This window comes from Clostridium sp. CM74B_53 (genome assembly GCF_036318045.1).
GTDB lineage: Bacteria > Bacillota > Clostridia > Lachnospirales > Lachnospiraceae > Pilosibacter.
On record NZ_JAWQDE010000001.1, the window covers coordinates 17,720 to 42,774 of the forward strand.

Genomic DNA, 25,055 nt, shown 5'->3' on the forward strand with positions numbered 1-25,055 from the left:
TTCCGCAAACATTTGTCCGCAACGCAGAAACAATTTAACATTGATTCTATCAGATTCCCGGGAAAATGCAAGCATTTTTTGGCTTGTTTCGCGAAAAATACCGTGGTGATCAGGTACTGTATCACAGTATGCGATTTGTTTTTTCTATGTTTCATATTGTGGAATCTCTTTTGTATCATGGAATTTCCTGCTAAACAAAAAAGTTCCATCAGCCTTGTATTCAGCTGACAGAACTTTTTTATACGATCTGTGCACGAGCCAGGAACATTATTCCTACATCATACTGATGGGTATCTTCTCTACTGTGACTCCTTCGTCAGTGTCACGTTCATATACTGATACGGGATCTCGATCCCTTCCCGGTCAAATGTGAGTTTGATCTCCTCCGTGATCGCCCATTTTGTTTTCCAATAGTCCTCACAGAGCACCCAGCCTCTCGCGCTCAAGTTCACGCTGCTGTCTCCGAGGCTGTCCACGATCACCTGGATATCCTGGTCTTTCATGATATATGGATTCTCCTCAAAGATCTGTTTCAGAACGTTTTTCGCCTTTAAGAGATCCGAGGAATATCCGATCCCGACGTTGATGATCAGGCGGCGTTTTCCCATTCTCGTGAGGTTTGTGAGCGGTGCGCTCGATACCGAGCTGTTCGGGATCGTGATCACGCGGTTGTCGATCGTCAAAAGTGTCGTGTATACAAGACCGATCGTCTCGACCGTTCCCTCACCTGCCGATGTGCTGATATAATCCCCGACCTTAAACGGTTTTAAGAGCAGGATCAGCGTTCCGCCTGCGAAATTTGAGAGTGTATTCTGCATCGCAAGGCTGAATGCCAGCGTTACGGTACCGATAACCGCAACGAAGGACGTTGTCTTGATCCCCAGCTGGTCCGCTGCCATGAACACCATGACTCCGAAGAGGACGGCGTGCAGCAGCATATCCAGAAACTTCTTTAACGTGATCTCCACGCCGGCGCGGTCCATGATCTGCCCTGCTGCGGTCCGGACCATCCGAATCACGCGGAGACCGACAAATACGATCACCGCGGTCCAGAAGATCCTGGTCCCGTATTTGATGGCCGTCGTAGTAAGAAAATCCAGTGTGTATTCTTTCATGTCTGTTTCCCTGCTGTTTTTCGGACATTTTCATGCCCTGTATTTTTCTGTCTAGCCTTTGTTTCTTTTTCCCGTCTGGCTCTCCCGCGCTGTCTTTATGATCTGCCCGACTTTCTCAGAGATCACATCCAGCGGACTCGTCGGTATCTTTACGGACGGCTGCCTCGCCGGACGTTTTTTCTTTTCCGCCGGTTTCTTCTTTCCCGTCACAGGTTCTTCCTCATACGGGGTACAGGAGAATACCGCCACGGACATCGGAGCCAGGTTGATCACGATCGAGTTTTCTCTCGCGTCCCACTCCTCTTTCTTCGACATCTTGACTCTCGGATTTACCATGCCACTGCCGCCGAACTGCTTCGCGTCGCTGTTCAGGATCTCCTTGTACTTTCCGGCAAACGGAACTCCGAGGCGGAATTTCTCATGTTCCACCGGGACAAAGTTACAGACAAAGAGCAGTGTCTCCTCCGGTTTGTCCGTCTTCCTCTCGAAGATCACGATATTCTCGTCATTGTAAGTGCAGTTGATCCACTCGAAGCCTTCCGGCTCATAGTCCATTTTATAGAGAGCCGGCTGTGTGCGGTACAGGTGGTTTAACGCCTTCACATAATCCCTCATTTGGCTGTGGATATCGTACTTCAAGAGTCCCCATTCCAGACTCTCCTTCTCGTTCCACTCGTCCATCTGACCGAAATCCTGGCCCATAAAGAGCAGTTTCTTACCAGGATGCCCCATCATGAACCCATAGGCGGTACGGAGGTTTGCGAACTTTTTCTCCTGGGTGTCCCCCGGCATTTTTCCGGCCATGGAACCTTTTCCGTGGACCACCTCATCGTGTGAGAATACGAGAACAAACTTCTCACTGTATGCGTACAGCATGCTGAAAGTCAGCTCTCCATAATGGTCATGGCGGAAATACGGGTCGCACTGCATGTAATCGAGGAAATCATTCATCCAGCCCATATTCCACTTGAAGTCAAAGCCGAGTCCTCCATCATTCTCATCGCCGGAAACCTTCGGCCATGCTGTGGATTCCTCCGCGATCAGGACTGCGCCCTCTGTGTCCCGTGCAAAGATGGAATTCAGGTGTTTCAGGAATTCCACCGCCTCCAGGTTCTCATTTCCGCCGTACATGTTCGCGATCCACTCGCCCGCGTTCTTTCCATAATCAAGATACAGCATGGATGCCACAGCGTCCATCCGGATCCCGTCGGCGTGAAACTCCCTCGCCCAGTATAAAGCGTTGGAGATCAGGAAGTTCGATACCTGCGGACGGCCGTAATTGTAGATCAGCGTTCCCCAGTGCGGATGTGATCCCTGGCGCGGGTCCTTGTGCTCGTAGAGACAGGTCCCGTCAAAGGCCGCGAGACCATGCGCATCACGCGGGAAATGAGCCGGAACCCAGTCGAGGATGACGCCGATCCCCTCTTTATGCATATAGTCCATAAACGCCTTAAAATCGTCCGGAGTCCCGAAACGACTCGTCGGCGCATAGTAACCGGTCACCTGGTAACCCCAGGACTCATCGAGCGGGTGCTCCATCACCGGGAGAAGCTCCACATGGGTGTAGCCCATCTCCTTGACGTAAGCAGCAAGTTTTTCCGCGATCTCCCTGTAATTATAAAACTGGCTGCCGTTGATGTCATCCCCATTTTCATCCTGAGCTACCGGTTTCTGCATCCAGGAGCCGAGATGGACCTCATAGATCGACATCGGCGAGTCCTTCAGCCGGTCTTTTGCTGCTTTTCTCTTTTCGATCCACTCGCCATCGTTCCACTGATAATCAGTCATATCCCAGATCACGGACGCCGTATTCGGTCGGAGCTCTGAGAAATTCGCATACGGATCCGCCTTTAACATCGGATCTCCCGCTTTTGTCTTGATCTCATATTTATAGATCGCACCCGGCTTCAGTCCCGGAATAAAGATCTCATAGATCCCAGACGGTCCGCGTTTTTTCATCTGGTGGCGTCTTCCGTCCCAGAAGTTGAAGTCTCCCACAACACTGACACGCATCGCATCCGGAGCCCAGACTGCAAAGTGCACTCCGGAGATCCCGGCTTCCACGGTCGGGTGCGCGCCAAACTTTTGATAGGAATCATAATAGATCCCGGCGCCGAATTTCTTTACTTCCGCCTCGGTAAACGCGGTGTAGAACTGGTAACTGTAGGGATCCACGATCTCCTCACTGTCCCCGTCCTCGTAAGTCACGAGAAAATGGTACGGCACTAACTCCAGACGGTCCTCAAGAAGGACTGCGAAGAATCCGTTCTCATCCGCCATCTCCATCGGAAAGCTTTCTTCCCCGATCTTTACGGAGACTTTCGCCGCATTCGGAAGGAACGCCTGGATCAGAAGTCCTTCCTTTATTACATGTTCCCCTAAAAGCCGTCCCGGATCGCTCGCCTCAGAATATACGAGTTCCTCGATCCCGGCCCAGTCCATCAGATCATATAAGATTTTTTCCATAAGCACTCCCCCTGTCGTGTTCCAATGCCGTTTTCCGGCATGGTCCACAAAGACCTGTCCATTTCTGGAATTTTCTGCGGCTGCGGATATCTGTTTCCTGATGTCCGAAGCCATTTTTTTCTTAACAATATTTTAGCATCATCATCTCTCTGATACAAGTGGCAGTATCGGCAAATATCCGTTTTTCCATCCGCATGGCGCTCCCGCATATTTTCCCATTAAAAAATTCCTTACCTTTTTCGAAATTCTCTTGCGAAACTTGACAATTTATCATAAACTCTTTATTGTATGTTGTGATGCCAGGGTCAAAAGTCCGGAAATCCGATGCCGGCTTGCCTGCAGGAAGATTTTTGAATCTGGGATCTGCCAAAAACAGGAATGTTTTTGAGTATATTAGTCAAACGAGGTTATCATCTTTATATGGAAAATAACGGAAAAGAAAAGAAAGAAAAAACAGGCTGGGTAGCGGAGCTGATCAGCTGGGTCCAGGTTCTTGTATCCGCCGCCGTCATTGCCTTCGTTCTCACGACTTTTGTCATCGCAAACAGTGAGATCCCGACCGGTTCCATGGAAAACACCATCATGGCAGGAAGCCGCGTCATCGGCTCCAGGCTGCACTACAAATTCGCAGATCCGGAACGCGGAGATGTCGCGATCTTCGTCTTTGGCTGGCAATGCCCGGAATGCAACGCCATCATCGAAGGCGACAAGCAGGATACCTGCCCGGCCTGCGGTTCCGAAGTTGGAAAACGTGGTCATACGATCTACTATGTAAAGCGTGTGATCGGTATGCCGGGTGATGTCATCGATATCATCGACGATAAGGTCTATCTGAACGGTTCCGACACTCCGCTCGACGAGCCATATCTGGCAGAACCGATGAACCAGCATGAAACTTACCATTTTGAAGTTCCGGAAAACTGCTACTTTATGATGGGCGACAACCGAAATTATTCTCTGGATGCCCGCTACTGGCAGAATCACTACATTTCCAGAGACAAGATGGTTGCAAAGGTATTCTTCGAATACTTCCCGACACCGAAGGTAATCCACTAATCGGCAAAATCCGCGACCACAACGGTATCATACGGAATTTTCAGTTCAGAAAATTCCTACCCATGAAAAGTAACAAATATTTCACTTACACAGGAGACAAATTATGAAAAAGGTTGTAAAGTTCGGCGGCAGCTCTCTCGCGAGTGCCCGTCAGTTTAAAAAAGTAAAGGCGATCATCGACGCCGATAAGACACGCTGCTATGTCGTTCCGTCCGCTCCGGGAAAGAGAGACAGCAAAGACACAAAAGTAACTGACATGTTATACCAGTGCTACGATGCAGCCAGCACAGGACAGAGCTACAAGCGCATTCTCGACCAGATCAAAAAGCGCTACACAGACATCATCGACGGTCTTGAGCTCAACTTAAACCTTGACTTTGAATTTTCAAAGATCGAAGAAAATTTCTTAAATAAAGTCGGACGCGACTATGCGGCTTCCAGAGGAGAATATTTAAACGGTCTCATCATGGCAAACTACCTCGGATTCACCTTCGTGGACGCGGCTGACGTGATCCGTTTCGATGCAGACGGAAACTTCCTCTCCGAGGAGACAAACGAGGAGATGAGAGAACACCTCGCTTCCTTAAAGCAGGCTGTCATCCCGGGATTCTACGGTGCTAAGCCGGATGGAACAATCCACACCTTCTCCCGCGGCGGCTCCGATATCACAGGTTCCATCGTTGCCCGTGCGATCCAGGCTGATCTCTATGAGAACTGGACCGATGTCTCCGGTTTCCTTGTCGCTGACCCGAGGATCATCGACAATCCGGCTCCGATCGAAACGATCACTTACACAGAGCTCCGTGAGCTCTCCTACATGGGCGCAAGCGTTCTCCACGAGGATGCGATCTTCCCGGTAAGAAAAGAGGGAATCCCGATCAACATCCGCAACACAAACCGTCCGGAAGATCCGGGTACCATGATCGTTGAGAACACCAGCAAACGCCCGCGCTACACGATCACAGGCGTTGCAGGAAAGAAAGGCTTCTGCGCAATGAACATCGACAAGGCGATGATGAACTCCGAAGTCGGTTTTGGGAGAAAAGTCCTTGAGGTCTTTGAGAAGAACGGCATCTCCTTCGAACATATGCCGTCCGGGATCGATACGATGTCCGTTCTCGTCCATCAGGATGAGTTCCAGGAGAAAGAGCAGTCCGTTCTTGCAGGAATCCAGCGTGCAGTTCACCCGGATATCGTGACTCTCGAGTCCGATCTCGCAGTGATCGCAGTCGTAGGACGCGGCATGAAAGCAATGCGCGGGACTGCTGCAAGAATCTTCGCAGCACTTGCACACGCAAAGATCAACGTTAAGATGATCGACCAGGGGTCCAGTGAACTGAACATCATCATCGGTGTCGCAGATGACGATTTCGAGCCGGCGATCCGCGCGATCTATGATATTTTTGTAAAGACAGAGTTATAAGGGATCGCAATTCCATAAATTCTTAAAAATCCCCATGCACCGGTGAATGTTTCATAGCGGTGTGTGGGGATTTTTTTTATGAATCATCTTCGCACGAGTGTACATCTCAGACACGCAGTGCCTCTTTATTGAATAAAAAATTTTCTAAACAAGCGAAAACAAGCTTCGCGAGTTTCCACTTGTTATCGCTACAGCCGCCAAGTTCTCGCGCAAGCGCGGACTTTGACTCGTTGTTCGCGTAAAATAAAACTCCCCACACCGGTCATGTCCTCCGGTACAGGGAGCTTTTCCTGTCACTTTTCAATTCTTTATTCCGACTTGACTTCCTTCCACAGCGCACTGTAGAGGTCATCCGCCTCGGTTCCGAGATAACCGTATACCTCAGAGTTTTCCAGCTTATCGGTATCCGGGAATACAGCTTTGTTCTCCTGATATTCCGGATCCAGAAGGTCGAACGCAGCCTTGTTCGGCGTCGCGTAGGTGATGTACTCGAAGTTCTTCACCGCGATATCCGGACGGCAGAGGAAGTTGATCCACTTTTCCGCATTCTCTTTGTTCTTCGCATTGTACGGGATCACCCAGGAATCGATCCAGATGTTTGTTCCCTCTTCCGGAAGTACATACTCCAGATCATAATCAAGATTCAGCGTCTCCGCCTCCTCCTGCAGATAGAGCAGCTCACCGGAATAGATGACTCCTACCGCCGCCTCACCGTTCAACATCTTGTCGCGGACCTGATCCACGACATAGGCCTGTACGAGCGGTTTCTGTGCGAGAAGCAGCTTCTTCGCCTCCTGGAGCTCCGCCTCATCGGTCGTATTCATCGAATAGCCGAGTTCCTTGAGCGCCACCATAAAGGCGTCGCGGACGCTGTCCTGCATCAGGATCTCGCCCTTTAAGCGCTCATCCCAGAGATCCGACCATTTCGTCGGTGCCGGAACTCCGAGTTCTTCCAGTTTCTGGACATTGTAGATGATCCCGACGGTTCCCCATGTATACGGAACAGAATAGCGGTTATCCGGGTCAAATGCCTTCGACTTTTCAAGGTAAACCTGGTCGATGTTTTTGATGTTCGGAACATTGTCAAAATTGATCTCCGCAAGAAGTCCGTTCTCCGCCATCTTCTGGATCATATAGTCGGATGGACATACGACGTCGTAATTCACGCCGCCGGCCTCGATGACCGGGTACATCTCCTCGTTCGTCTCGAAAAGGTCATAGGTCACATGGATCCCGGTCTCCGCCTCAAATTCGTCTATCACGCTCTCATCGATGTATTCGCCCCAGTTGTATACATAGAGCTCATCCGAGTGGGAGGAAGAAAAGTGCAGGTAGCTGGTATATGCCACGCTTCCAACGATCAGGAAGGAGGCAAGCACGATCGCTGCCTTTCCGGTCCATGCCGGTTTCTTTCCGCGGTCCGGTGCTGCGTTCGGTCCGAAGCTGCCCGCTCCCGCCTTCGCCTGCGGTTTTGCCGGAGCAAAGTTTGTAATGAGCAGCAGCGCGAGCACAGTCACAAAGATCACTGTGGAGAGCGCGTACATGGACGGCTTGATGCCGCGGCGCACCTCACTGTAGATCAGCGTGGACAGGGTGTTGATCCCGGCGCCTTTTGTGAAGTGGGTGATGATAAAATCATCCAGAGACATCGTAAACGCCATCAGGAAGCCCGATAACACGCCCGGAAGGATATCAGGGAAGACAACCTTGAAAAACGCCTTTACAGGGCCTGCTCCGAGGTCCATGGCCGCCTCGTAAGTGTTCCGGCTCGTCTGTTTTAGCTTCGGCATAACGCTTAACATCACATACGGCACGTTGAACGTGATGTGCGCAAAAAGGATCGTCTTGAATCCCAGGGAGATACCGAACGCGATGAACATCAGCATCAGGGAGATGCCGGTCACGATATCGGAGTTTAACATCGGGATGTTGTTGAGTCCCATGCAGATCGTTCTCGGGAGCTTCTTCATCGAGGAGATCCCGATCGCCGCGGCCGTTCCGAGGATCGTCGCGATCAGCGCCGACAGGAAGGCAATCAGCAGCGTATTATAGAGGGCGTCCATGATCGACGCGCTCTCAAACATCTGTTTATACCACTGTAACGTGAACCCGCCCCACTGGGATCTCGATTTCGAGCTGTTGAAGGACAGGACCATCATGACGAGGATCGGTGCATATAAGAAGATCAGTACCAGCACCAGATAAAAATCCTCAAAAAATTTCTTCAGTCTTTCTCTTACGGTTTTCATCAGAATGCAGTGCCCTCCCCATTCTTATCGTATTTTGCGATCATGGTCATGCTGAGAAGGATGAAGATCATGAGCACCATGGAAAGTCCGGCACCGAGGTTCCAGTTGCTTCCCTTTGTAAATTCCTGCTCGATGACGTTTCCGATGAGCAGGATCTTGCTGCCGCCCAGGAGGTTTGAAATAACGAACGTCGTGAGCGCCGGGACAAACACCATCGTGATCCCGCTGACAATGCCCGGAACGCTCAACGGGATCAGGATCTTTGTGAGTGTCTGGTAATTATCCGCTCCGAGGTCCCGCGCAGCATTGATCACATTGTCATCGATCTTCACGAGTGTGTTGTAGATCGGCAGGACCATGAACGGCAGGAAATTGTAGACCATGCCGAGAATGATCGCCGCCGGAGTGTTGATGATCGCAACATTCGGCAGATGCAGCAGCGTGAGGAAGGTATTGATCACACCGTTCTTCTCAAGCAGGGTCTGCCACGCCATGGTTCTTAAAAGGAAGTTCATCCACATCGGAAGGATAAAGATAAACACCACAAAGCTTCCTTTTCCGATATGGCGCTTTCTTAAGATCAGCGCCAGCGGATATGCGAGGATCAGACAGATCACCGTGCTGACACCCGCGAGAAGTAAGGACAGCCACAGCGCCTTTAAATGCTCGGAGGAACCGATCGCCAGGATATTTGCCAGCGTGAACGCGCCGCTGCGGTCCGTCAGACCATAGTAAAATACCATGAGCAGCGGGATCACGGTAAATCCCGCCATCCATATGATATAAGGATAAGCCAGAAATCTGGATGCTTTTCTATTCATTGACTCCAACGGCCTCCTCGTCCTCGGACTCCGGCTTGTTCATGATCTGGATATCGAACGGATCTACATGAATGCCGACTTTCTGTCCGACCGGGAACATGTCCGTGCTGTGGACCAGCCACTCGTAGCCGTCCGGGGTCGTAACTTCCATCTCGTAGTGTACGCCTTTGAAGATCAGGTGTGTAACAACGCCCTGGAGAGTGCCGTTCTCCGGCTTCACAAGATCGATATCCTCCGGCCGGATCACCACGTCGACCGGCTTGTTGTTTCCGAATCCTTTATCCACACAGGCGAATTTCGCGCCGAAGATCTCCACAAGCTCGTCGTGGATCATCGTTCCACCCACGATATTGCTCTCGCCGATAAAGTCCGCGACAAAGGCATTTTCCGGCTCATTGTAGATCTGCTCCGGCGTTCCCATCTGCTGGATATAGCCCTGGTTCATGACAACGATCGTGTCGGACATCGTGAGCGCCTCTTCCTGGTCGTGGGTGACATAGATAAAGGTGATTCCCAGCTCATTTTTCAGGCGGATCAGCTCATATTGCATGTCCTGGCGGAGCTTCAGGTCGAGAGCGCCGAGCGGCTCGTCGAGAAGCAGAAGCTTCGGCTCGTTTACGATCGCGCGGGCGATGGCAATCCGCTGCTGCTGGCCGCCGCTTAAAGAATCCACGCTCCGGTTCTCAAATCCGTCAAGGTTTACAAGTTTCAATGCATATTTGATCTTATCATCAATATAGCTCTTCGATTTGCCTTTGATCTTCAGACCGAACGCGATGTTCTCCGCAATACTCATGTGCGTGAACAGAGCGTACTTCTGAAACACTGTATTTAACTGGCGCTTGTTCGGCGGCATATTTGTGATGTCTTCCCCGTCAAAGATCACCTGACCTTTATCCGGTTTCTCAAACCCACCGATGATTCTTAAGGTCGTTGTCTTTCCGCAGCCGCTCGGGCCGAGCAGCGTCACGAAGGAGTTTTCCTTTACGGAAAGGCTCAGATCGTCGAGGATCAGATCCCCGTCATAACTCTTAAAAATGTGGGACAAATCAATGAGCGGATGCTCCATTCCTTTTTCCTCCTGATGTAAACAGATTTCATGCGATAGATTCCGCTGTTTTTGTGTTCGGCTTGAATGTATTTTTATACATGGTTTTCTTCAGATATACGAAAAACGGCAAAATGCCTATCATAGTATATTTACGCATTGTTTTCCCGTTCTGTCAATAGATTTCTCTTGTTTCTTTTTCTTGTTTTTTGTACATGATCGCATCCATACAATTTTCAGATTTCAGTTAACAAACCGGTCAGATTATGATAAAATGAGTACATCTATGAATCTCCGGAGGAGGTTGGCAAAATCGGCAGTTTTGCGTCTCCGGACATCGAAAGCAAAGGGGAATTTACCTATGACTGGAAAATACATGGCCTATGTTGGCTCTTATTCCTATACGGGAAAGGCAAAAGGGATCACCGTATATGATGTTGATGTGGAGGCAGGAAAATTCATCTACCGCTGCGAAGTGGAAGTGGACAACTCTTCCTATCTGAAATCATCCCAGAACGGAAAAATCCTGTACTCTATCGCCGATGAGGGCGTTGTCGCGTTCCGCGTTCTTCCAAATGGAAGTCTCGCACGTTTAAACAGTGCTAAGATCAAGGGCATGCGCGGATGCCACCTTTCTACGAGCAAAGCAGATGACTATATCTTTATCTCCGGTTTCCACGATGGAAAGATCACGGTCCTTCATCTGAACGAGGACGGATCGGTCGGAGATATCGCCGACGGTGTCTTCCACAAGGGACTTGGCTCCGTCGCTGAGCGAAGCTTCCGTCCGCATGTGAGCTGCAGCCGCCTGACTCCGGACGAGCGCTTCTTAATGGTCGCAGACCTCGGGATCGACCAGATCAAAGTTTACCGTTTTGACCATAAGGACGGAAAGATCGCTCTCGTGGACACGATCCGCTGTGAGCTCGAATCCGCCCCGAAATATTTCATGTTCAGCTCCGACGGCCGTTTCTTCTATGTCCTGTATGAGATGAAAAATGTGATCGAGGTTTATTCCTATAAAGAAGGCGAACGTGTTCCGATCGTCGAGAAGATCCAGACGATCTCATCCACAGGAAGCAAACCGAACCAGCTGACCGCTGCCTGTGCGATGCATTTCTCCCCGGATGAGAAACATGTATTCTGCAGCAATGCCGGCGACAATACGGTGTCCATGTACGACCGCGATGATGAGACCGGAATGCTAACCCTGCGCTTCTGTCTTCCGATCAGCGGGGATTATCCGAAGGATATCGCGATCTTCCCGGGCGGAGAACATCTCGCTTCTATCAACCACGAGGGAAGTATTTCCTTCTTTAAGATTGACTATGAAAAAGGTCTTCTCGTCATGAGCGACCGCAGCATCAAGGTCAATGAGCCGAACTGCTGTGAAATTGTAAAGATTGGAGATTAAAATAACATGGCAGCAGGTTCTACCATCGGCACAATATTTAAAGTAACAACCTGGGGAGAATCCCACGGAAAAGCCATCGGCGTTGTCGTTGACGGCTGCCCGGCGGGACTTCCTTTAGAGGAATCCGATATCCAGAAACTTTTAGACCGAAGGAAACCGGGACAGAGCCGCTTTACGACCCAGCGAAAAGAGGGAGATGAGGTCGAGATCCTCTCTGGCGTTTTCGAGGGAAAGACAACCGGAACCCCGATCTCCATGATCGTGCGGAACACAGACCAGCGTTCCAAAGACTACTCCAATATCGCTTCCTGTTTCCGCCCGGGACATGCCGACTACACGTTTGAGGAAAAATACGGATTCCGCGATTACCGCGGCGGCGGACGTTCCTCCGCCCGTGAGACGATCGGCCGTGTTGCGGCGGGTGCGATCGCTGAAAAGTTCTTAAAACAGTTAAATATCTCTGTGACTGCCTATGCGAAATCGATCGGTCCGGTTGAGGTATCCCCGGAGCGCATGGACCTTTCAGAGATCCCGAATAACCGGTTCTGTCTCCCGGATGCGGACTCCGCAAAGGAGGCGGAGCACTATCTTGACCAGAAGATCGCAGAATGTGACTCCGTCGGCGGAGTCGTTGAGTGTGTGATCTCCGGTCTTCCGACCGGTCTCGGTGAGCCGGTCTTCGAAAAGCTGGATGCCAACCTCGCAAAAGCGATCCTCTCGATCGGTGCTGTCAAAGGTTTTGAGATCGGAGACGGATTTGCCGCGACGAAAGCGTGCGGATCGGAAAATAACGATGAATTCCGTATGGATGGAGATAAGATCGTGAAGGAGACGAACCATGCCGGCGGCGTTCTCGGCGGCATCAGCGACGGAAGTGATGTGATCTTCCGCGCCGCATTCAAGCCGACTCCATCGATCGCAAAATCCCAGGAGACAGTGACAAAGGACGGCGAGAATATCGATCTCGTGATCCACGGTCGTCACGACCCGGTGGTTGTTCCGAGAGCTGTTGTTGTAGTCGAATCTATGGCTGCGATCACCGCGATGGATATGCTCTTAATGTCCATGACTTCCAGACTTGACCTGATCCAGATGTTCTTCCAGGTGGAGAATGTCGATGATTCACCGGAACAGTAATATTGATCCGATTCCCACATGGCAGAGAGTCTGCTCTCTGTTCATGGAATAATAGTAAATAACAGGAGAAGAAAGAAATGAAAATCGCAATCGCTAACGACCACTCAGCTGTAGAGCTGAAAAACATCATCAAGGAGCACCTCGAGAGCAATGGCTACGAAGTATTAAACCTCGGAACAGACTCCACAGAGAGCTGTGATTACCCGGTATACGGTGAGAAGGTTGGCCGCGCAGTCGCTGACGGCGAAGCAGATCTCGGAATTGCCATCTGCGGAACCGGCGTCGGCATCTCTTTAGCTGCCAACAAGGTAAAAGGCATCCGCGCATGTGTCTGCAGCGAGCCGTACACCGCAAAGCTTTCCAGAATGCATAACAACTCCAACATTCTCGCGTTTGGTGCACGCGTTGTCGGAAGTGAGCTCGCAAAGATGATCGTTGACGAGTGGCTGAACGCAAGCTTTGAGGGCGGCCGCCACCAGAGACGTGTGGATATGATCATGGATATTGAGAATAAGTAATTGACGATAAAAACCCCCGAAGTGTACCAGACTTCGGGGGTTTTGTTTTATCTTCTGTTCGCCTTCTCCACATGAACGCTCTTACCTTTGATCTTCACATGGTTCATCGCATCCATGACGATATCGGCCTGGTCCTTCGGTACTTCGACGAAGGTGTATTTGTCGTACATATCGATGCTGCCGACAAGACGGCCCGGGATTCCGGATTCTCCGGCGATCGCGCCTAAAATGTCTCCCGGCTTCACATTCTGGTTCTTTCCGAGGTTGATGAACAGTCTCGTCATGCCGCCTCTAGCATTCTTTCTGTCCACATATTCCTCGTCATCGCCTCTGCCGCGTCTGCGTCCGTTTCTTCCGCGGTCATTTCTGCCGCCGCGGCGGTCGAGATCATCAAGGTCGCGGAGCGGTCTTCCCTCATCCACGATATCCTCGTAGTCATCTCCCATCGCCATCTTTAAGAACGCTGCTGCGAGCTCTAAGGAAGTATAATCCTCCGCGAGCAGGCGCTTTTCGATAATATCTGTCATGCGCTCGAGGTCGCTGTCCTCACCGATATGCTGCTGTACATCGTCCAAGATTTTCTCCGCCTTGATCGCTGTGACGTCATCTAAGGACGGAATCGGCTGCGGAACGATCTTTGTCTTACAGAATCTCTGGATGTCACGGAGTTTGTAGACTTCGCTTCCGACTGCAAGGCTGAACGCACGTCCCTCTCTTCCGGCACGTCCGGTACGCCCGATTCTGTGTACATAATACTCGTCATCCTGCGGGATATCGTAGTTGAATACCGCTTCCACGTCGTCCACGTCGATTCCTCGTGCAGCGACATCCGTTGCAACAAGAATCTCGGTCGCTCCGTTCCGGAAGCTGCTCATAACGCGGTCTCGCTGCTCCTGCTTTAAGTCTCCGTGAAGACCTTCCGCGAAATATCCGCGTCCCTGAAGCGCCTGTACCAGCTCATCTACCTGCTTTTTCGTGTTGCAGAATGCAACAGAGAGCTTCGGGGAATAGAGGTCCAACAGACGGCACATTACTTCCACTTTGTTTCTCGGTTTTACTTCATAATAATACTGGGTTACCTTCGGAACCGTCAGTTCCTTCTTTACGACCTGGACCATCTTCGGGTCTTTCTGGAACTTCTGGGCAATCTGGGCGATCGCGTGCGGCATCGTCGCGGAGAACATCACGGTCTGGCGCTCCTCCGGAAGTTCACCGAGGATCGTCTCCATGTCCTCAAGGAATCCCATGTTTAACATCTCATCCGCCTCATCGAGAACGACCGTGTGGATCGCATCGGTGCGGATCGTCTTTCTTCTCATGTGGTCCATCACACGTCCCGGGGTTCCGACGATGATCTGGACTCCGCCCTTTAAGGAACGGATCTGCTTTACGATTTCCTGTCCGCCGTATACCGGGAGGATCTTGATCCCGGACATATATTTCGCAAGACGGCGAAGTTCTTCCGCTACCTGAATCGCAAGTTCTCTTGTCGGGCAGAGGATCATTGCCTGTGTCTTTCTGTTTTCCGGATCCATCTTCATAAGAAGCGGGATTCCAAACGCTGCTGTCTTACCGGTTCCTGTCTGGGCCTGACCGATCATATCGTGGCCTTCCATCTCAACCGGGATCGCCTGGGCCTGGATCGGGGACGCTGCCTCAAATCCCATATCGGTAACTGCGCGGAGGATCCGCGGGTCTAAATTAAGTTCATCAAATCTGATTGTTTCCATTCAATATCCTTTCTGTTTTGTCTGCATAACGATTCCATGCCTCGGATATATTCCTAGTATCATATGGAATTTTCCATTCAGAAAATTCCTGCCCGTGAAAAGTCCCGATATTTCTTCCTTACTTTTCTATAACGATTCACCCGGATTCCCGGATTTCCATACCGGTCACAGAATTCTATATACAATGCTGACGGCTGCCTTTTGATTTCCAGCCGTGCGGGGTGCAAATGTAAAATATCTTATAACATAGAAAGAAAAAAGTCAAGCAAAAGCCTGCAAGGAAACAGAAAACCCCGGAAAACATGTTTTTGACGCCATGTTTTCCGGGGAAACTGCCTGATTTGCAGTGTTTCGGTCATACGTGAAATAATCTGAACAACTGCCTGTATCATGTCATAAAATGATTCTTTTTATAACCGTGTATGATTCTTTCCGCTATACACGGTAAATGAACATCCTCTACACCTCTTTTTTATGGTAGCACAGATATCCGAACGCCGCCGCAACGCCAACCGAGTAGATCACGAAGGTGCATGCAAACGGAAGCTTTGCATTTACAGAATAGATAAATCCGGCTGTCAGGGAACCCGCGATACTTCCCAGGGACTGGGTCGCGTTGAAGAATCCCATGACAAGGTTTTTCTGTTTCGGATCCGCCTGATTCGCCACCATGTTCTGGAGGACCGGGACGCTGACGGAGTAACCCGCATAGACAAGGATGCTGAAGAAGATGAAGATTCCGATATTCACGGAGATCAACGTTCCGATCGCCGCCAGCGCACAGAAGGCGGTGAGGACGACCATGGACTTTTTGACATTCGTCTTCTTGATGATCCAGATGCAGAGACTCATATTTGCGATAAAGGATACGAAACCAACGCCTGCCTTGATAATTCCGTTGTAGGAGGAAGTCAGACCAAGCTGTGCCTTTAAGTAATAGTTGAAAGCCTGGTCAAAACCGGTATTTCCGAAGTTGATAAAGATATTGATCGCGAACAGGAACATAAACGCCATGCACATAAAGTTTTTGCTGTCGATGAACGCCTGGAACGGATTTGCCTCTTTCATGAGCTGTTTTGCCGGAATATCCTTTAAATTTGCGGTACTGTCCGGCTCGCAGATCATAAAGAACGCAACTGCGACCGCGATCAGGGTTCCCGCCTGCACCAGGAATGCCAGCCGAACGGAAGACTCGCCTAAGAAGCCGCCGATCATATAGCCGAACGCGCTGGCCACACTCTTGATCGTCGCGCTGTAAGTCAGATATTTTCCCTGGTCTTCCGGGTTTGACTTGTTTACGATGTAAGTCAGGAAGCTTACAAAGATCCCACCGGTAAAGAGTCCCGCGAACATTCTCGCGAGGATGATCATGAGTTCCGTAGTCGCGTAGGCGAACCAGATCTGTGCCACGCCGTATCCAAGACAGCAGATCAATAAGGAAAGTCTCGAGGAAATATAGTTATTGATCTTTCCCCAGAACGGCGACAGCAGGAAATTCGTGATCAGCATGACTGCCAGCGCCACGCCAAACATATAGTCGTGGAGGTGGAGTTCCTGGATCACCGTCGGCGTTACCGGATGGGCAAAGTTCGCTGCCAGGTTGAATACGACCATGGCGGCGAAAAAGGCGAAAAATCTCATTTTGTACTTCATAGGCGGTGTCTTCCTTTGTCTTTATTCAATTTCTGCCGGGCAGGCATTTCCAGTCGGCAACATTGCCTGCATCATGGCACACAGAGCCATATTGCAATCCGGATGCGTTTATCCATCAAGAACTGTTCTATCTTTTCTGCATTTACTTCACTTTTTACAGAAAATTCGCATAATTCAAGTTTAAACGGATACAGTCGAAATGTCAAGCGCAAAACATCGCGGTGACCACTGCTGTTAAATAAAAAATACCTCTGAAGCAGATCTGTTTTTTCAACCAGTCTGCTTCAGAGGTATCTTCTCACATATCATGTTTCCCATGCGTCTGAGCGGGATTTCACGGCATCTTTTCTAAAAGTTTTCTTCTGCCCATCTTCGTCTCCTGCAGATCAGACTTTAAACCGGTAGCCGACTCCCCAGATCGTCTCGATATACTGCGGTTTTGCCGTATTCATCTCGATCTTTTCACGGATCTTCTTAATATGGACTGTGACGGTCGCAATATCGCCGATGGATTCCATATCCCAGATCTTTGAGAAGAGTTCTTCCTTTGTAAATACATGATTCGGGTTCTGGGCGAGGAACGCCAGAAGGTCGAATTCCTTTGTCGTAAAGTTCTTCTCCTCGCCGTTTACATAGACGCGGCGGGCGGTCTTATCGATCTTTAAGCCACGGATCTCAATAATGTCGTTTGCCGGGGTTCCGCTTCCGATCAGTCTCTCGTAACGGGAAAGATGGGCTTTGACTCTCGCTACCATCTCACTCGGGCTGAACGGCTTGGTGATATAATCATCCGCGCCGAGGCCGAGACCGCGGATCTTGTCGATATCGTCTTTTTTCGCGGAGATCATGATGATCGGGGTGTTTTTTGTCTCCCTGATCTTTTTGCAGATTTCAAATCCATCAACGCCCGGAAGCATCAGATCCAGGATAAAAAGATCAAATTCTTCCGACATGGCTCTCTTTAAGCCTGCTTCCCCATCATTTTCTATTTCAACTTCAAAGCCCGATAATTCCAGATAGTCTTTCTCGAGCTCTGCAATACTTTCCTCATCTTCCACGATCAGAATTTTGCTCATATTGTTGTTTCCTCCTATTAATCTGCTGTCGTCTTTCTCAGCACAAAATGGATCTCTGTTCCGATCCCTTCCTTGCTCGTCGCCCAGATCTTTCCGCCGTGATCCTCGATGATCTTCTTTACGATGGAAAGTCCGATGCCGCTTCCGCCCTTGCTGGAATTTCTCGAAGAATCAGTCCGGTAGAACCTGTCAAAGATGTACGGAAGCTCCTTCTGGCCGATCCCCTTTCCATTATCCTCGATCTCGATCTGGACAAAATCACCGACATCAAGGATCCGGATATTGATGATCCCATGCTTTTTGTCCATATATTTCAATGAATTTCCGATGATGTTGTTGATCACACGCTTCATCTGCTCCGCGTCGGCGATCACCATCACGTCCTCATCCACAAAGTTAAAGTAGCCGAGCTCGATTCCTCTCGCTTCAAGCTCCAGGCCGACTTCCTCCACACAGTCACGGAAATAGTTTGCCACATTGATCTTTGAAAATGTGTACGGGATCTTATTTGTGTCGATCTTTGAGTAGAATGTCAGCTCATTGATCAGACGGTCCATATCATTCGCCTTATTGTAGATCGTCCGGATATATTTGTCCCGTTTCTCCGGCGAGGACGCGACACCTTCCATCAGTCCTTCCGCGTATCCCTTGATCGCTGTGATCGGGGTCTTTAAGTCGTGGGAGATGTTGCTGATCAGTTCCTTGCTCTCTTTGTCGTACTGGATCTTCTCCTCCGTGGATTCCTTCAGCCGGATCCTCATCTCCTCAAAGTTCTGGCAGAGCTGCCCGATCTCATCATCATCCTCAACGTCAAGAGTAAAGTCCAGATTGCCGTCACGGATCTGTTTTGTCGCCTCCTGGAGCTTTCCGATCGGCCATAAGATCGACCGGTATACCCACGCCGTCAGCATACCTCCGGTGATAAAAAGGATCATCGCACTGCTGAGGAACATCTCCGTGATCAGGGATTTTACCTCCGGGATCACATCCACCACGTTTGTCACGAGATAGATCCCGATCCGGCATCCATCCGAAAGTTCAAATTCACGCTGTTTGATCAGGTGTTCCGTATTCTTATCCAGATAATTTCCCCACGAATCCACATCATTGATCTCCGCATAATCCGAGATCTGGCTCTCGAGCGCCGATGCCGCTTCCTCATTTCCCGAATAGAAGAGTTTTCCATTCTTTGTCACCATCAAAAAGGAATGCTTTAATTTCATCTGGTCATTCAGCGTTGCCAGATAAGTCAGGTCCTCGAAGTCAGACGGATCATTTTTGATCTCCTCCTCGATCTCTTTCTGGATACTCTCTGTCAGATGGCTGAACACGCGGATCGACGCGCCTGCCGAGAGATCCACCTGGCCGACTCCATATGTCTCACTGAATACCCGGTTCTGATATGTGCTGAGTCCCATGATCGCGATATAGATCAGGATGATCGGCACCACCGTGATCGTACAAAAGGTTACCAGTAATTTTGTTCGTATTTTCATGAGCGTCCGCGCGCTCCCTTCTTATTTTTCATCCGGTCTTCCGGTCATTCATCAGCTGTCAGGACTCCTGTCTGTATACAGAAAACCGACATATGATAAGTATAACACAACTCAGGGGTGGTGTTTATAAAAGTATTCTAAAATGTGGAATCTGCACGTTGTTATTGCGACAGTCGCCAGAGTCTTACGCAAGTGTGGACTTTGGCTCATTGTTCGCGTAATATAGAAACAACGGCACAGTTTCCCGAACACCCCGGGGACTGTGCCGCTGCTTCCGATCATTTTCATGATATATGTCCATGATCTTTCTGTTCTTTTATCCTACAGATATTTCTTTAAATCCTCAACCTTGTCGAGCTTCTCCCACGGAAGATCTACATCGGTTCTTCCGAAGTGACCGTATGCTGCGGTCTGCTTGTAGATCGGACGGCGGAGATCAAGCATCTTGATGATTCCTGCCGGGCGAAGGTCAAAGTTGTCACGGATGATCTCAACTAACTTCTCGTCGGATACCTTTCCGGTTCCCTCTGTCTCGACCATGATGGAAGTCGGATGAGCAACACCGATCGCATAGGAAAGCTGGATCTCACACTGATCTGCAAGTCCTGCTGCTACAATGTTCTTTGCAACATAACGGGCTGCGTATGCTGCGGAACGGTCTACCTTTGTGCAGTCCTTTCCGGAGAAAGCTCCGCCGCCGTGACGTGCATATCCGCCGTAGGTGTCAACGATGATCTTTCTTCCTGTAAGTCCACTGTCTCCGTGCGGTCCGCCGATCACGAAACGTCCGGTCGGGTTGATGAAGAATTTGGTATCTGCATCTACCATCTCCTGCGGAAGGATCTCATCGAATACATATTTTTTGATATCCTCATGGATCTGCTCCTGAGTCACATTCTCATCATGCTGTGTGGAGAGAACGACTGCATCGAGGCGGAACGGCTTTCCGTTCTCATCGTACTCAACAGTAACCTGGGTCTTTCCATCCGGTCTTAAGTACGGAAGAGTTCCGTTCTTTCTTACCTCTGTGAGACGTCTTGCAAGCTTATGTGCAAGAGCGATCGGGTACGGCATGTACTCCGGTGTCTCGTTTGTAGCGAAGCCGAACATCATACCCTGGTCACCGGCGCCGATCGCGTCTAACTCGTCATCGGTCATGTTGTTCTCTTTGGCCTCGAGTGCCTTGTCAACTCCCATCGCGATATCGGTAGACTGCTCATCGATCGCAGTGAGAACACCGCAGGTATCGCAGTCAAAACCATATTTTGCACGGTCATAGCCGATCTCGCGGACTGTCTCACGGACGATCTTCTGGATATCCACGTATGCCTTTGTTGTGATCTCACCCATTACCATAACAAGACCTGTTGTTGTGCATGTCTCACACGCAACACGGCTCATCGGATCCTGCTCCATTAAAGCGTCGAGGATCGCATCGGAGATCGCGTCGCACATCTTATCCGGATGTCCTTCAGTTACGGACTCGGAAGTAAATAATCTCTTTTCCATTGTAACTCCTTTCGATTTTAAACAAAACAAAAGTCCGCTCATGCTAAGCGGACTTGACAAACTTATCATCGGTCAAATCCTCTTATTGCTCGATTACTCGCTCAGGTTGGCACCTTCCTGCCCTCTCGCGAACGCGATTAACAGGGGTTGCCGTGACTTCACCGGTCCTATGTACCTCCATCACTCTGAATAAGGGATATTGCGAACTTTTTCACATTATGGCCGTAAGCCATCCCATGAATGACTCACGGACTGTATCTTATACGATTCAGAACAGAATGTCAAGCGGGAATCATAAAAAAAGCCCGAAAACCTGGAAAATCGGAAAAAATTCCCATAAATTCCGGGGTTTCGGACCGTTTCTTTATTCTCAGCCGACTCTCAGTCTGAATTTCTGTGCTTCCTTCTCGGAATCTACACGCTCGATCACAGCACCGAGAGAACGAAGTTTCTCTTCAAAATTTTCGTATCCGCGCTCGACATAGCCGATCTCATCAACAGTCGTATATCCGTCTGCAGCCAGTCCTGCAAGCACAAGAGCTGCGCCCGCGCGGAGATCCGGTGCGACGACCTGGGCACCTGTGAAGTTTGTGACACCGTCAACAATGGCAACACTGCCTTCTACCTTGATGTTTGCTCCCATGCGGGAAAGCTCATCCACATATTTGAAGCGGTTCTCAAAAATACTCTCTGTCACCACGCTTGTTCCGTCCGCCAGAGCAAGTGCCACCGTCATCTGCGGCTGCATATCGGTCGGGAATCCCGGGTACGGCAGAGTCTTAAAGTTCATGTGGCGCTGTTTCGGTTTTCCGACTACGCGGATCTCCTCATCGAACTCGACCACTTCACAGCCCATTTCCATCAGTTTTGCGGAGATTGCCTCCAGATGTTTCGGGATCACATTCTTTACGGTGATATCACCGCGGGTAATCGCCGCCGCACACATGAAGGTTCCGGCCTCGATCTGATCCGGGATGATCGAATAATTTGTTCCGTGAAGACGTCTCACTCCTTTGATCCTGATCACATCCGTACCTGCGCCTTTGATGTTCGCACCCATGCTGTTTAAGAAGTTCGCAACATCAACGACATGCGGCTCTTTTGCAACGTTCTCAAGAATCGTCTCGCCCTCGGCCATCGTTGCCGCCATCATGATATTGATGGTTGCTCCGACAGAAACCACATCAAGGTAGATATGGCTTGCGACAAGATCGATCGCGTGGGCTACAACTGCTCCGCGGACGATTTTCACATCGGATCCCAGGGCACGGAAACCCTTTAAATGCTGGTCGATCGGACGGCTTCCGATCGTACATCCGCCCGGAAGCGGAACTTCTGCACTCTTATATTTTCCGAGAAGCGCGCCGATAAAATAATATGACGCGCGGATCTTTCTCATATGCTCATCTTCCACGGTCACGGCGTGGATATTTGCGGCATTGATCCTTACGGTATGGCGGTCGATCCGGTCAACTTTCGCTCCAAGATGACTGATCGCATCCAGGAGAGCATTGATATCGCTGACATCCGGGAGATTATCGATCACAACATCGTCATCCGTCATGATCGCCGCCGCTAAGATTCCCAGAGCCGCATTCTTCGCGCCGCTTATAGTCACTTCACCTACAAGCGGGTTTCCGCCCTTCATAATGTACTGTTCCATTACGCACCTCTATCTATATATCTAAAAAAGGACATAGCTATCCTGCATCCGTCCCAGCTCGTTTTCGTTATGATTATAACATATCTGGGAAAAATGTAAAGTTTTTCTTAAGATACTCCCCTATACCGGTACACAGCAGATAAAATCATACCCCGCTGCGCCGAACATCTGGTTCGCCGTCTCCATGGACAGGACTTCCGTTGTCCCGCTTTCCGGATGGTACACGCGGACATGCGTCTGGTCATAGCCGGTCAGGTACATGCAGGTTCCCTCTCCGGTATACGCCAGTACCGGGATATTCTGTCCCACAAAGTACAGGACCTGAACGATACTGCTGCCCGACGCATCCAGAAGGAAGGTTCCGTCTTCCATTGTCTGGTTCTTCTCAAAGGAATCCCGATAGCGCTCCAGCAGAGCGGAACCCGCGGTGAGATCCCTGATATAGAAGGCGCTCGCGCGGTTTCCGCGGACCCAGATGGTCCGGTCACGTCCCGCGGTCACGAATCCCATATGATCGTATGCTGCCTGCGCCGCATCGGCAAAGTCCACAAAACGTCCGAGGAATCGTCCTCGTCCATACGCATAAAATTCCGTAGTCTTACAAGCTGCCGCTGCGATCGGTTTGACTGTCGAACTGCTCTCCGCAAGCTTCGGAGATGTCTGGCGGATCTTTTTCTTTGACGCATCGACATCACGGTCAAGCTGTACAAACATGATCTGACCTTTCTGGTCTGATGCGTACCAGCCGATATCATCCGTCTTTCCTGGAAGGATCTCCGCATTGCAGACAAGCGTGTCCTCAGAATATGCTCCGAAAAATCCGTCCCGGCTGTTCACAGTCTTCATATGGATCCTGCTGTCATCCACAGACACCTCACGAATCCAGGAACCCGGCTTCTCATAATGCATGACCGACTTCATCTCCCGGTCAACGATATCGATGCTGTTCAGATAAGTCCCCATCACACGGCCGTTGGACATCAGATAGTCTCCGCTGTCCCCGGTTCCATAAATGCAGTCGTTTCCGACAAAACCAAGGATCCTCGTTACAGAACCACTCTGTCCGCCCACCTGAGTCTTGTCCCCGGTGTCGAGGTCCATGATCTGGATCGTCTGTGAATCCCAGATCCCGGTATTCTCCTGCCATGCCGCCCGGGAATGGTCCGCGCTGACCGCGAACTGCTCTTTTGTAAGTCCGGAGGCAAGTGCCACATACTCCAGACTCTTTAAGTCGATCCCATAGATCCCGTGATCCATATAGAAGTAGAAGATTCCATTCGTTCCGCGATGGGCAAGTACCGAGAGATCATCTTTTAACTCCTGATAAGATTCCGACGATGGAATAAAGAATTTTTCTTCCAGCGCATTCTGTCCCATATCATAATGATAGTACGCGATCCCCGTGCTTCCTTCATGTGTTCCGCGGTTCATTCTCCCGTAAACGATAAAATCGATCCCGCCGTCCTCATCGACAGCGAGGATCTCGACGCCATGCTCCGGCACATTGTCCCTGATATCATCGGACGCTGCTCCGCCGAACGCGAACACCCGCGCCCCCACGTTCTCACCGCTGTCGTAAGCCCACAGTTCCCGGTCTGTCACAAATGCCGTATACTGGCCACCTGTGCTCTTTACGGCGTGAACTCCGTCACCGTTTCCAATCCCCAGAAGGATCCTCTTTCCGGAGAACAGTTCCGTGTCTCCGGTGAAAAGTTCCGTCATCGTGCGCTCGTAATCCATCATGTAGATCCTCTGGGATGACCATTTCATTGTGAAGTTTTCTGTCACTTCATAGTTTTCTGTCTTTTCACCATTTTTCGCCGTCACTCTCGACGTGATCTCCACATTCGCGAGATTGCCGGAAAGTTCCTTCAGCTTCGTGTATGCCTCTCCGGACCGCTCCACACCGAGCGATCCCCAGGTGAGCTGGGTAAATGTGTCCTTCAGTGTCACCGTCCCCAGGGATGTGCTGCCTGCGGTCGGGGATGTCTCCATATACATGGTCAGACTCTGGGCATCACTATACTTATAAGTTTTTGAAGAAAAGTCCTCCGCCAGCGACAGCATCTCATTCGCATGTCCCTGGTCCTGTTCCGTGATCCGCATATAGTACCAGGCCTCGGATCCATCAGAGAGTTCTGCACATACCCCGAGCAGATATTCCTTTCCTGCATCCAGAAGGTTCTGGATCGGAAGCTCTGTACTCAAGGCGTTCTCACTGTCCCCGTTTAATGACGTTTCAAACGATCCAATTCTCGTTCTCTCGATCAGATCCTCCGTATCGAGACTGCGGATTTCATAACGCACTCCCTGGATCTTCGTAGTCCCTGCAAACCGGATCTTTAGTTTCCGGTCCTCCGGAAGCAGGATCAGGCTGTCACGCCCTGCGGTCACGCCGCGCTCATCCGTCTGTCCGAACACGGGTGCCATCTCCCGTTCTCCCATCGTCGCATAGAGCACCGGGAATTTTGCTTTTTCCATCGCCGTGTACTCCGTGACTCCGTGCTCTTCTTTCTTCCCTACTGGGTGTACAAAATATACCACTGCCGCCGCTACAAAAACAAGCAGCAGGATCATGACTTTCTTTCCGGTCTTCATCTCACTGTTTCCTCACTCTGTCTATCTGTCACTGCCTGTCGGCAGAATTTTTCAATTTCCGTAACTGTTCAGTACCTTCAAAC

17 protein-coding genes and 1 riboswitch are annotated in these 25,055 nt (G+C 50.3%); of the genes, 5 read left to right on the forward strand and 12 right to left on the reverse strand.

Features of this window, described 5'->3' with window-relative positions; all coding sequences use genetic code 11:
- Positions 1-299: 299 nt before the first annotated feature.
- Together V2546_RS00070 and glgB are read right to left on the reverse strand one after the other, a co-directional pair.
- On the reverse strand, positions 300-1,115 hold the full coding sequence (locus V2546_RS00070) for a mechanosensitive ion channel family protein (protein ID WP_118530871.1): 816 nt from the start codon (positions 1,113-1,115) through the stop codon (positions 300-302).
- A gap of 51 nt (positions 1,116-1,166) precedes the next feature.
- Positions 1,167-3,581: a 1,4-alpha-glucan branching protein GlgB gene (glgB, locus tag V2546_RS00075; protein ID WP_329751229.1), complete on the reverse strand. Its 2,415-nt coding sequence runs from the start codon at positions 3,579-3,581 to the stop codon at positions 1,167-1,169.
- A gap of 420 nt (positions 3,582-4,001) precedes the next feature.
- Between glgB and lepB the strand changes: the two genes are divergently transcribed.
- Both lepB and V2546_RS00085 read left to right on the forward strand, forming a co-directional pair.
- Complete coding sequence (gene lepB, locus V2546_RS00080) at positions 4,002-4,637, forward strand: signal peptidase I (RefSeq protein ID WP_118530873.1); 636 nt, start codon at positions 4,002-4,004, stop codon at positions 4,635-4,637.
- A 103-nt stretch (positions 4,638-4,740) separates the two neighbouring features.
- Positions 4,741-6,060, forward strand: coding sequence for an aspartate kinase (locus tag V2546_RS00085; RefSeq protein ID WP_329751230.1), 1,320 nt, complete (start codon positions 4,741-4,743; stop codon positions 6,058-6,060).
- A 308-nt stretch (positions 6,061-6,368) separates the two neighbouring features.
- Here the strand turns inward: V2546_RS00085 and V2546_RS00090 are convergent, their stop codons facing one another.
- The 3 genes from V2546_RS00090 to V2546_RS00100 are packed head-to-tail and all read right to left on the reverse strand — an operon-like array spanning position 6,369 to position 10,199.
- Positions 6,369-8,309 carry an extracellular solute-binding protein gene (locus tag V2546_RS00090; RefSeq protein ID WP_329751231.1) on the reverse strand — a complete coding sequence of 647 codons (1,941 nt, stop codon included), beginning with the start codon at positions 8,307-8,309 and terminating at the stop codon, positions 6,369-6,371.
- Positions 8,309-9,130, reverse strand: coding sequence for an ABC transporter permease (locus tag V2546_RS00095; protein ID WP_118530879.1), 822 nt, complete (start codon positions 9,128-9,130; stop codon positions 8,309-8,311). The genes V2546_RS00090 and V2546_RS00095 overlap by 1 nt, the downstream gene beginning before the upstream one ends.
- Positions 9,123-10,199: an ABC transporter ATP-binding protein gene (locus V2546_RS00100; RefSeq protein ID WP_118322549.1), complete on the reverse strand. Its 1,077-nt coding sequence runs from the start codon at positions 10,197-10,199 to the stop codon at positions 9,123-9,125. The genes V2546_RS00095 and V2546_RS00100 overlap by 8 nt, the downstream gene beginning before the upstream one ends.
- Positions 10,200-10,539: 340 nt before the next feature.
- Between V2546_RS00100 and V2546_RS00105 the strand changes: the two genes are divergently transcribed.
- The 3 genes from V2546_RS00105 (at position 10,540) to rpiB (ending at position 13,247) form a co-directional block, all read left to right on the forward strand.
- Positions 10,540-11,592: a lactonase family protein gene (locus V2546_RS00105; RefSeq protein WP_118530881.1), complete on the forward strand. Its 1,053-nt coding sequence runs from the start codon at positions 10,540-10,542 to the stop codon at positions 11,590-11,592.
- A 6-nt stretch (positions 11,593-11,598) separates the two neighbouring features.
- Complete coding sequence (gene aroC / locus V2546_RS00110; protein ID WP_215702673.1) at positions 11,599-12,729, forward strand: chorismate synthase; 1,131 nt, start codon at positions 11,599-11,601, stop codon at positions 12,727-12,729.
- Positions 12,730-12,806: 77 nt separating this feature from the next.
- Positions 12,807-13,247, forward strand: coding sequence for a ribose 5-phosphate isomerase B (rpiB, locus tag V2546_RS00115; RefSeq protein WP_118530885.1), 441 nt, complete (start codon positions 12,807-12,809; stop codon positions 13,245-13,247).
- A 47-nt stretch (positions 13,248-13,294) separates the two neighbouring features.
- On the opposite strand, the gene V2546_RS00120 is transcribed toward rpiB, so the two are convergent.
- From V2546_RS00120 to V2546_RS00150, 7 genes are all read right to left on the reverse strand, one after another.
- On the reverse strand, positions 13,295-14,977 hold the full coding sequence (locus V2546_RS00120; protein WP_118297165.1) for a DEAD/DEAH box helicase: 1,683 nt from the start codon (positions 14,975-14,977) through the stop codon (positions 13,295-13,297).
- 459 nt (positions 14,978-15,436) lie between these two features.
- Complete coding sequence (locus V2546_RS00125) at positions 15,437-16,630, reverse strand: MFS transporter (protein ID WP_329751232.1); 1,194 nt, start codon at positions 16,628-16,630, stop codon at positions 15,437-15,439.
- Positions 16,631-17,016: 386 nt separating this feature from the next.
- A complete protein-coding gene (locus V2546_RS00130; protein WP_118297167.1) occupies positions 17,017-17,706 on the reverse strand; it encodes a response regulator transcription factor in 690 nt (229 codons plus the stop codon).
- A 17-nt stretch (positions 17,707-17,723) separates the two neighbouring features.
- Complete coding sequence (locus V2546_RS00135) at positions 17,724-19,202, reverse strand: sensor histidine kinase (protein WP_118297168.1); 1,479 nt, start codon at positions 19,200-19,202, stop codon at positions 17,724-17,726.
- A gap of 321 nt (positions 19,203-19,523) precedes the next feature.
- Entirely contained in the window at positions 19,524-20,711 is a 1,188-nt protein-coding gene (metK, locus tag V2546_RS00140; protein ID WP_118297169.1) for a methionine adenosyltransferase, read from the reverse strand.
- 79 nt (positions 20,712-20,790) lie between these two features.
- Positions 20,791-20,907: riboswitch (SAM riboswitch) on the reverse strand.
- Positions 20,908-21,081: 174 nt separating this feature from the next.
- Entirely contained in the window at positions 21,082-22,374 is a 1,293-nt protein-coding gene (murA, locus tag V2546_RS00145; protein ID WP_118530888.1) for a UDP-N-acetylglucosamine 1-carboxyvinyltransferase, read from the reverse strand.
- A gap of 120 nt (positions 22,375-22,494) precedes the next feature.
- Positions 22,495-24,972 (reverse strand): hypothetical protein, encoded by a 2,478-nt coding sequence (locus tag V2546_RS00150; protein WP_329751233.1) that lies wholly within the window; start codon positions 24,970-24,972, stop codon positions 22,495-22,497.
- Positions 24,973-25,055: the final 83 nt, after the last annotated feature.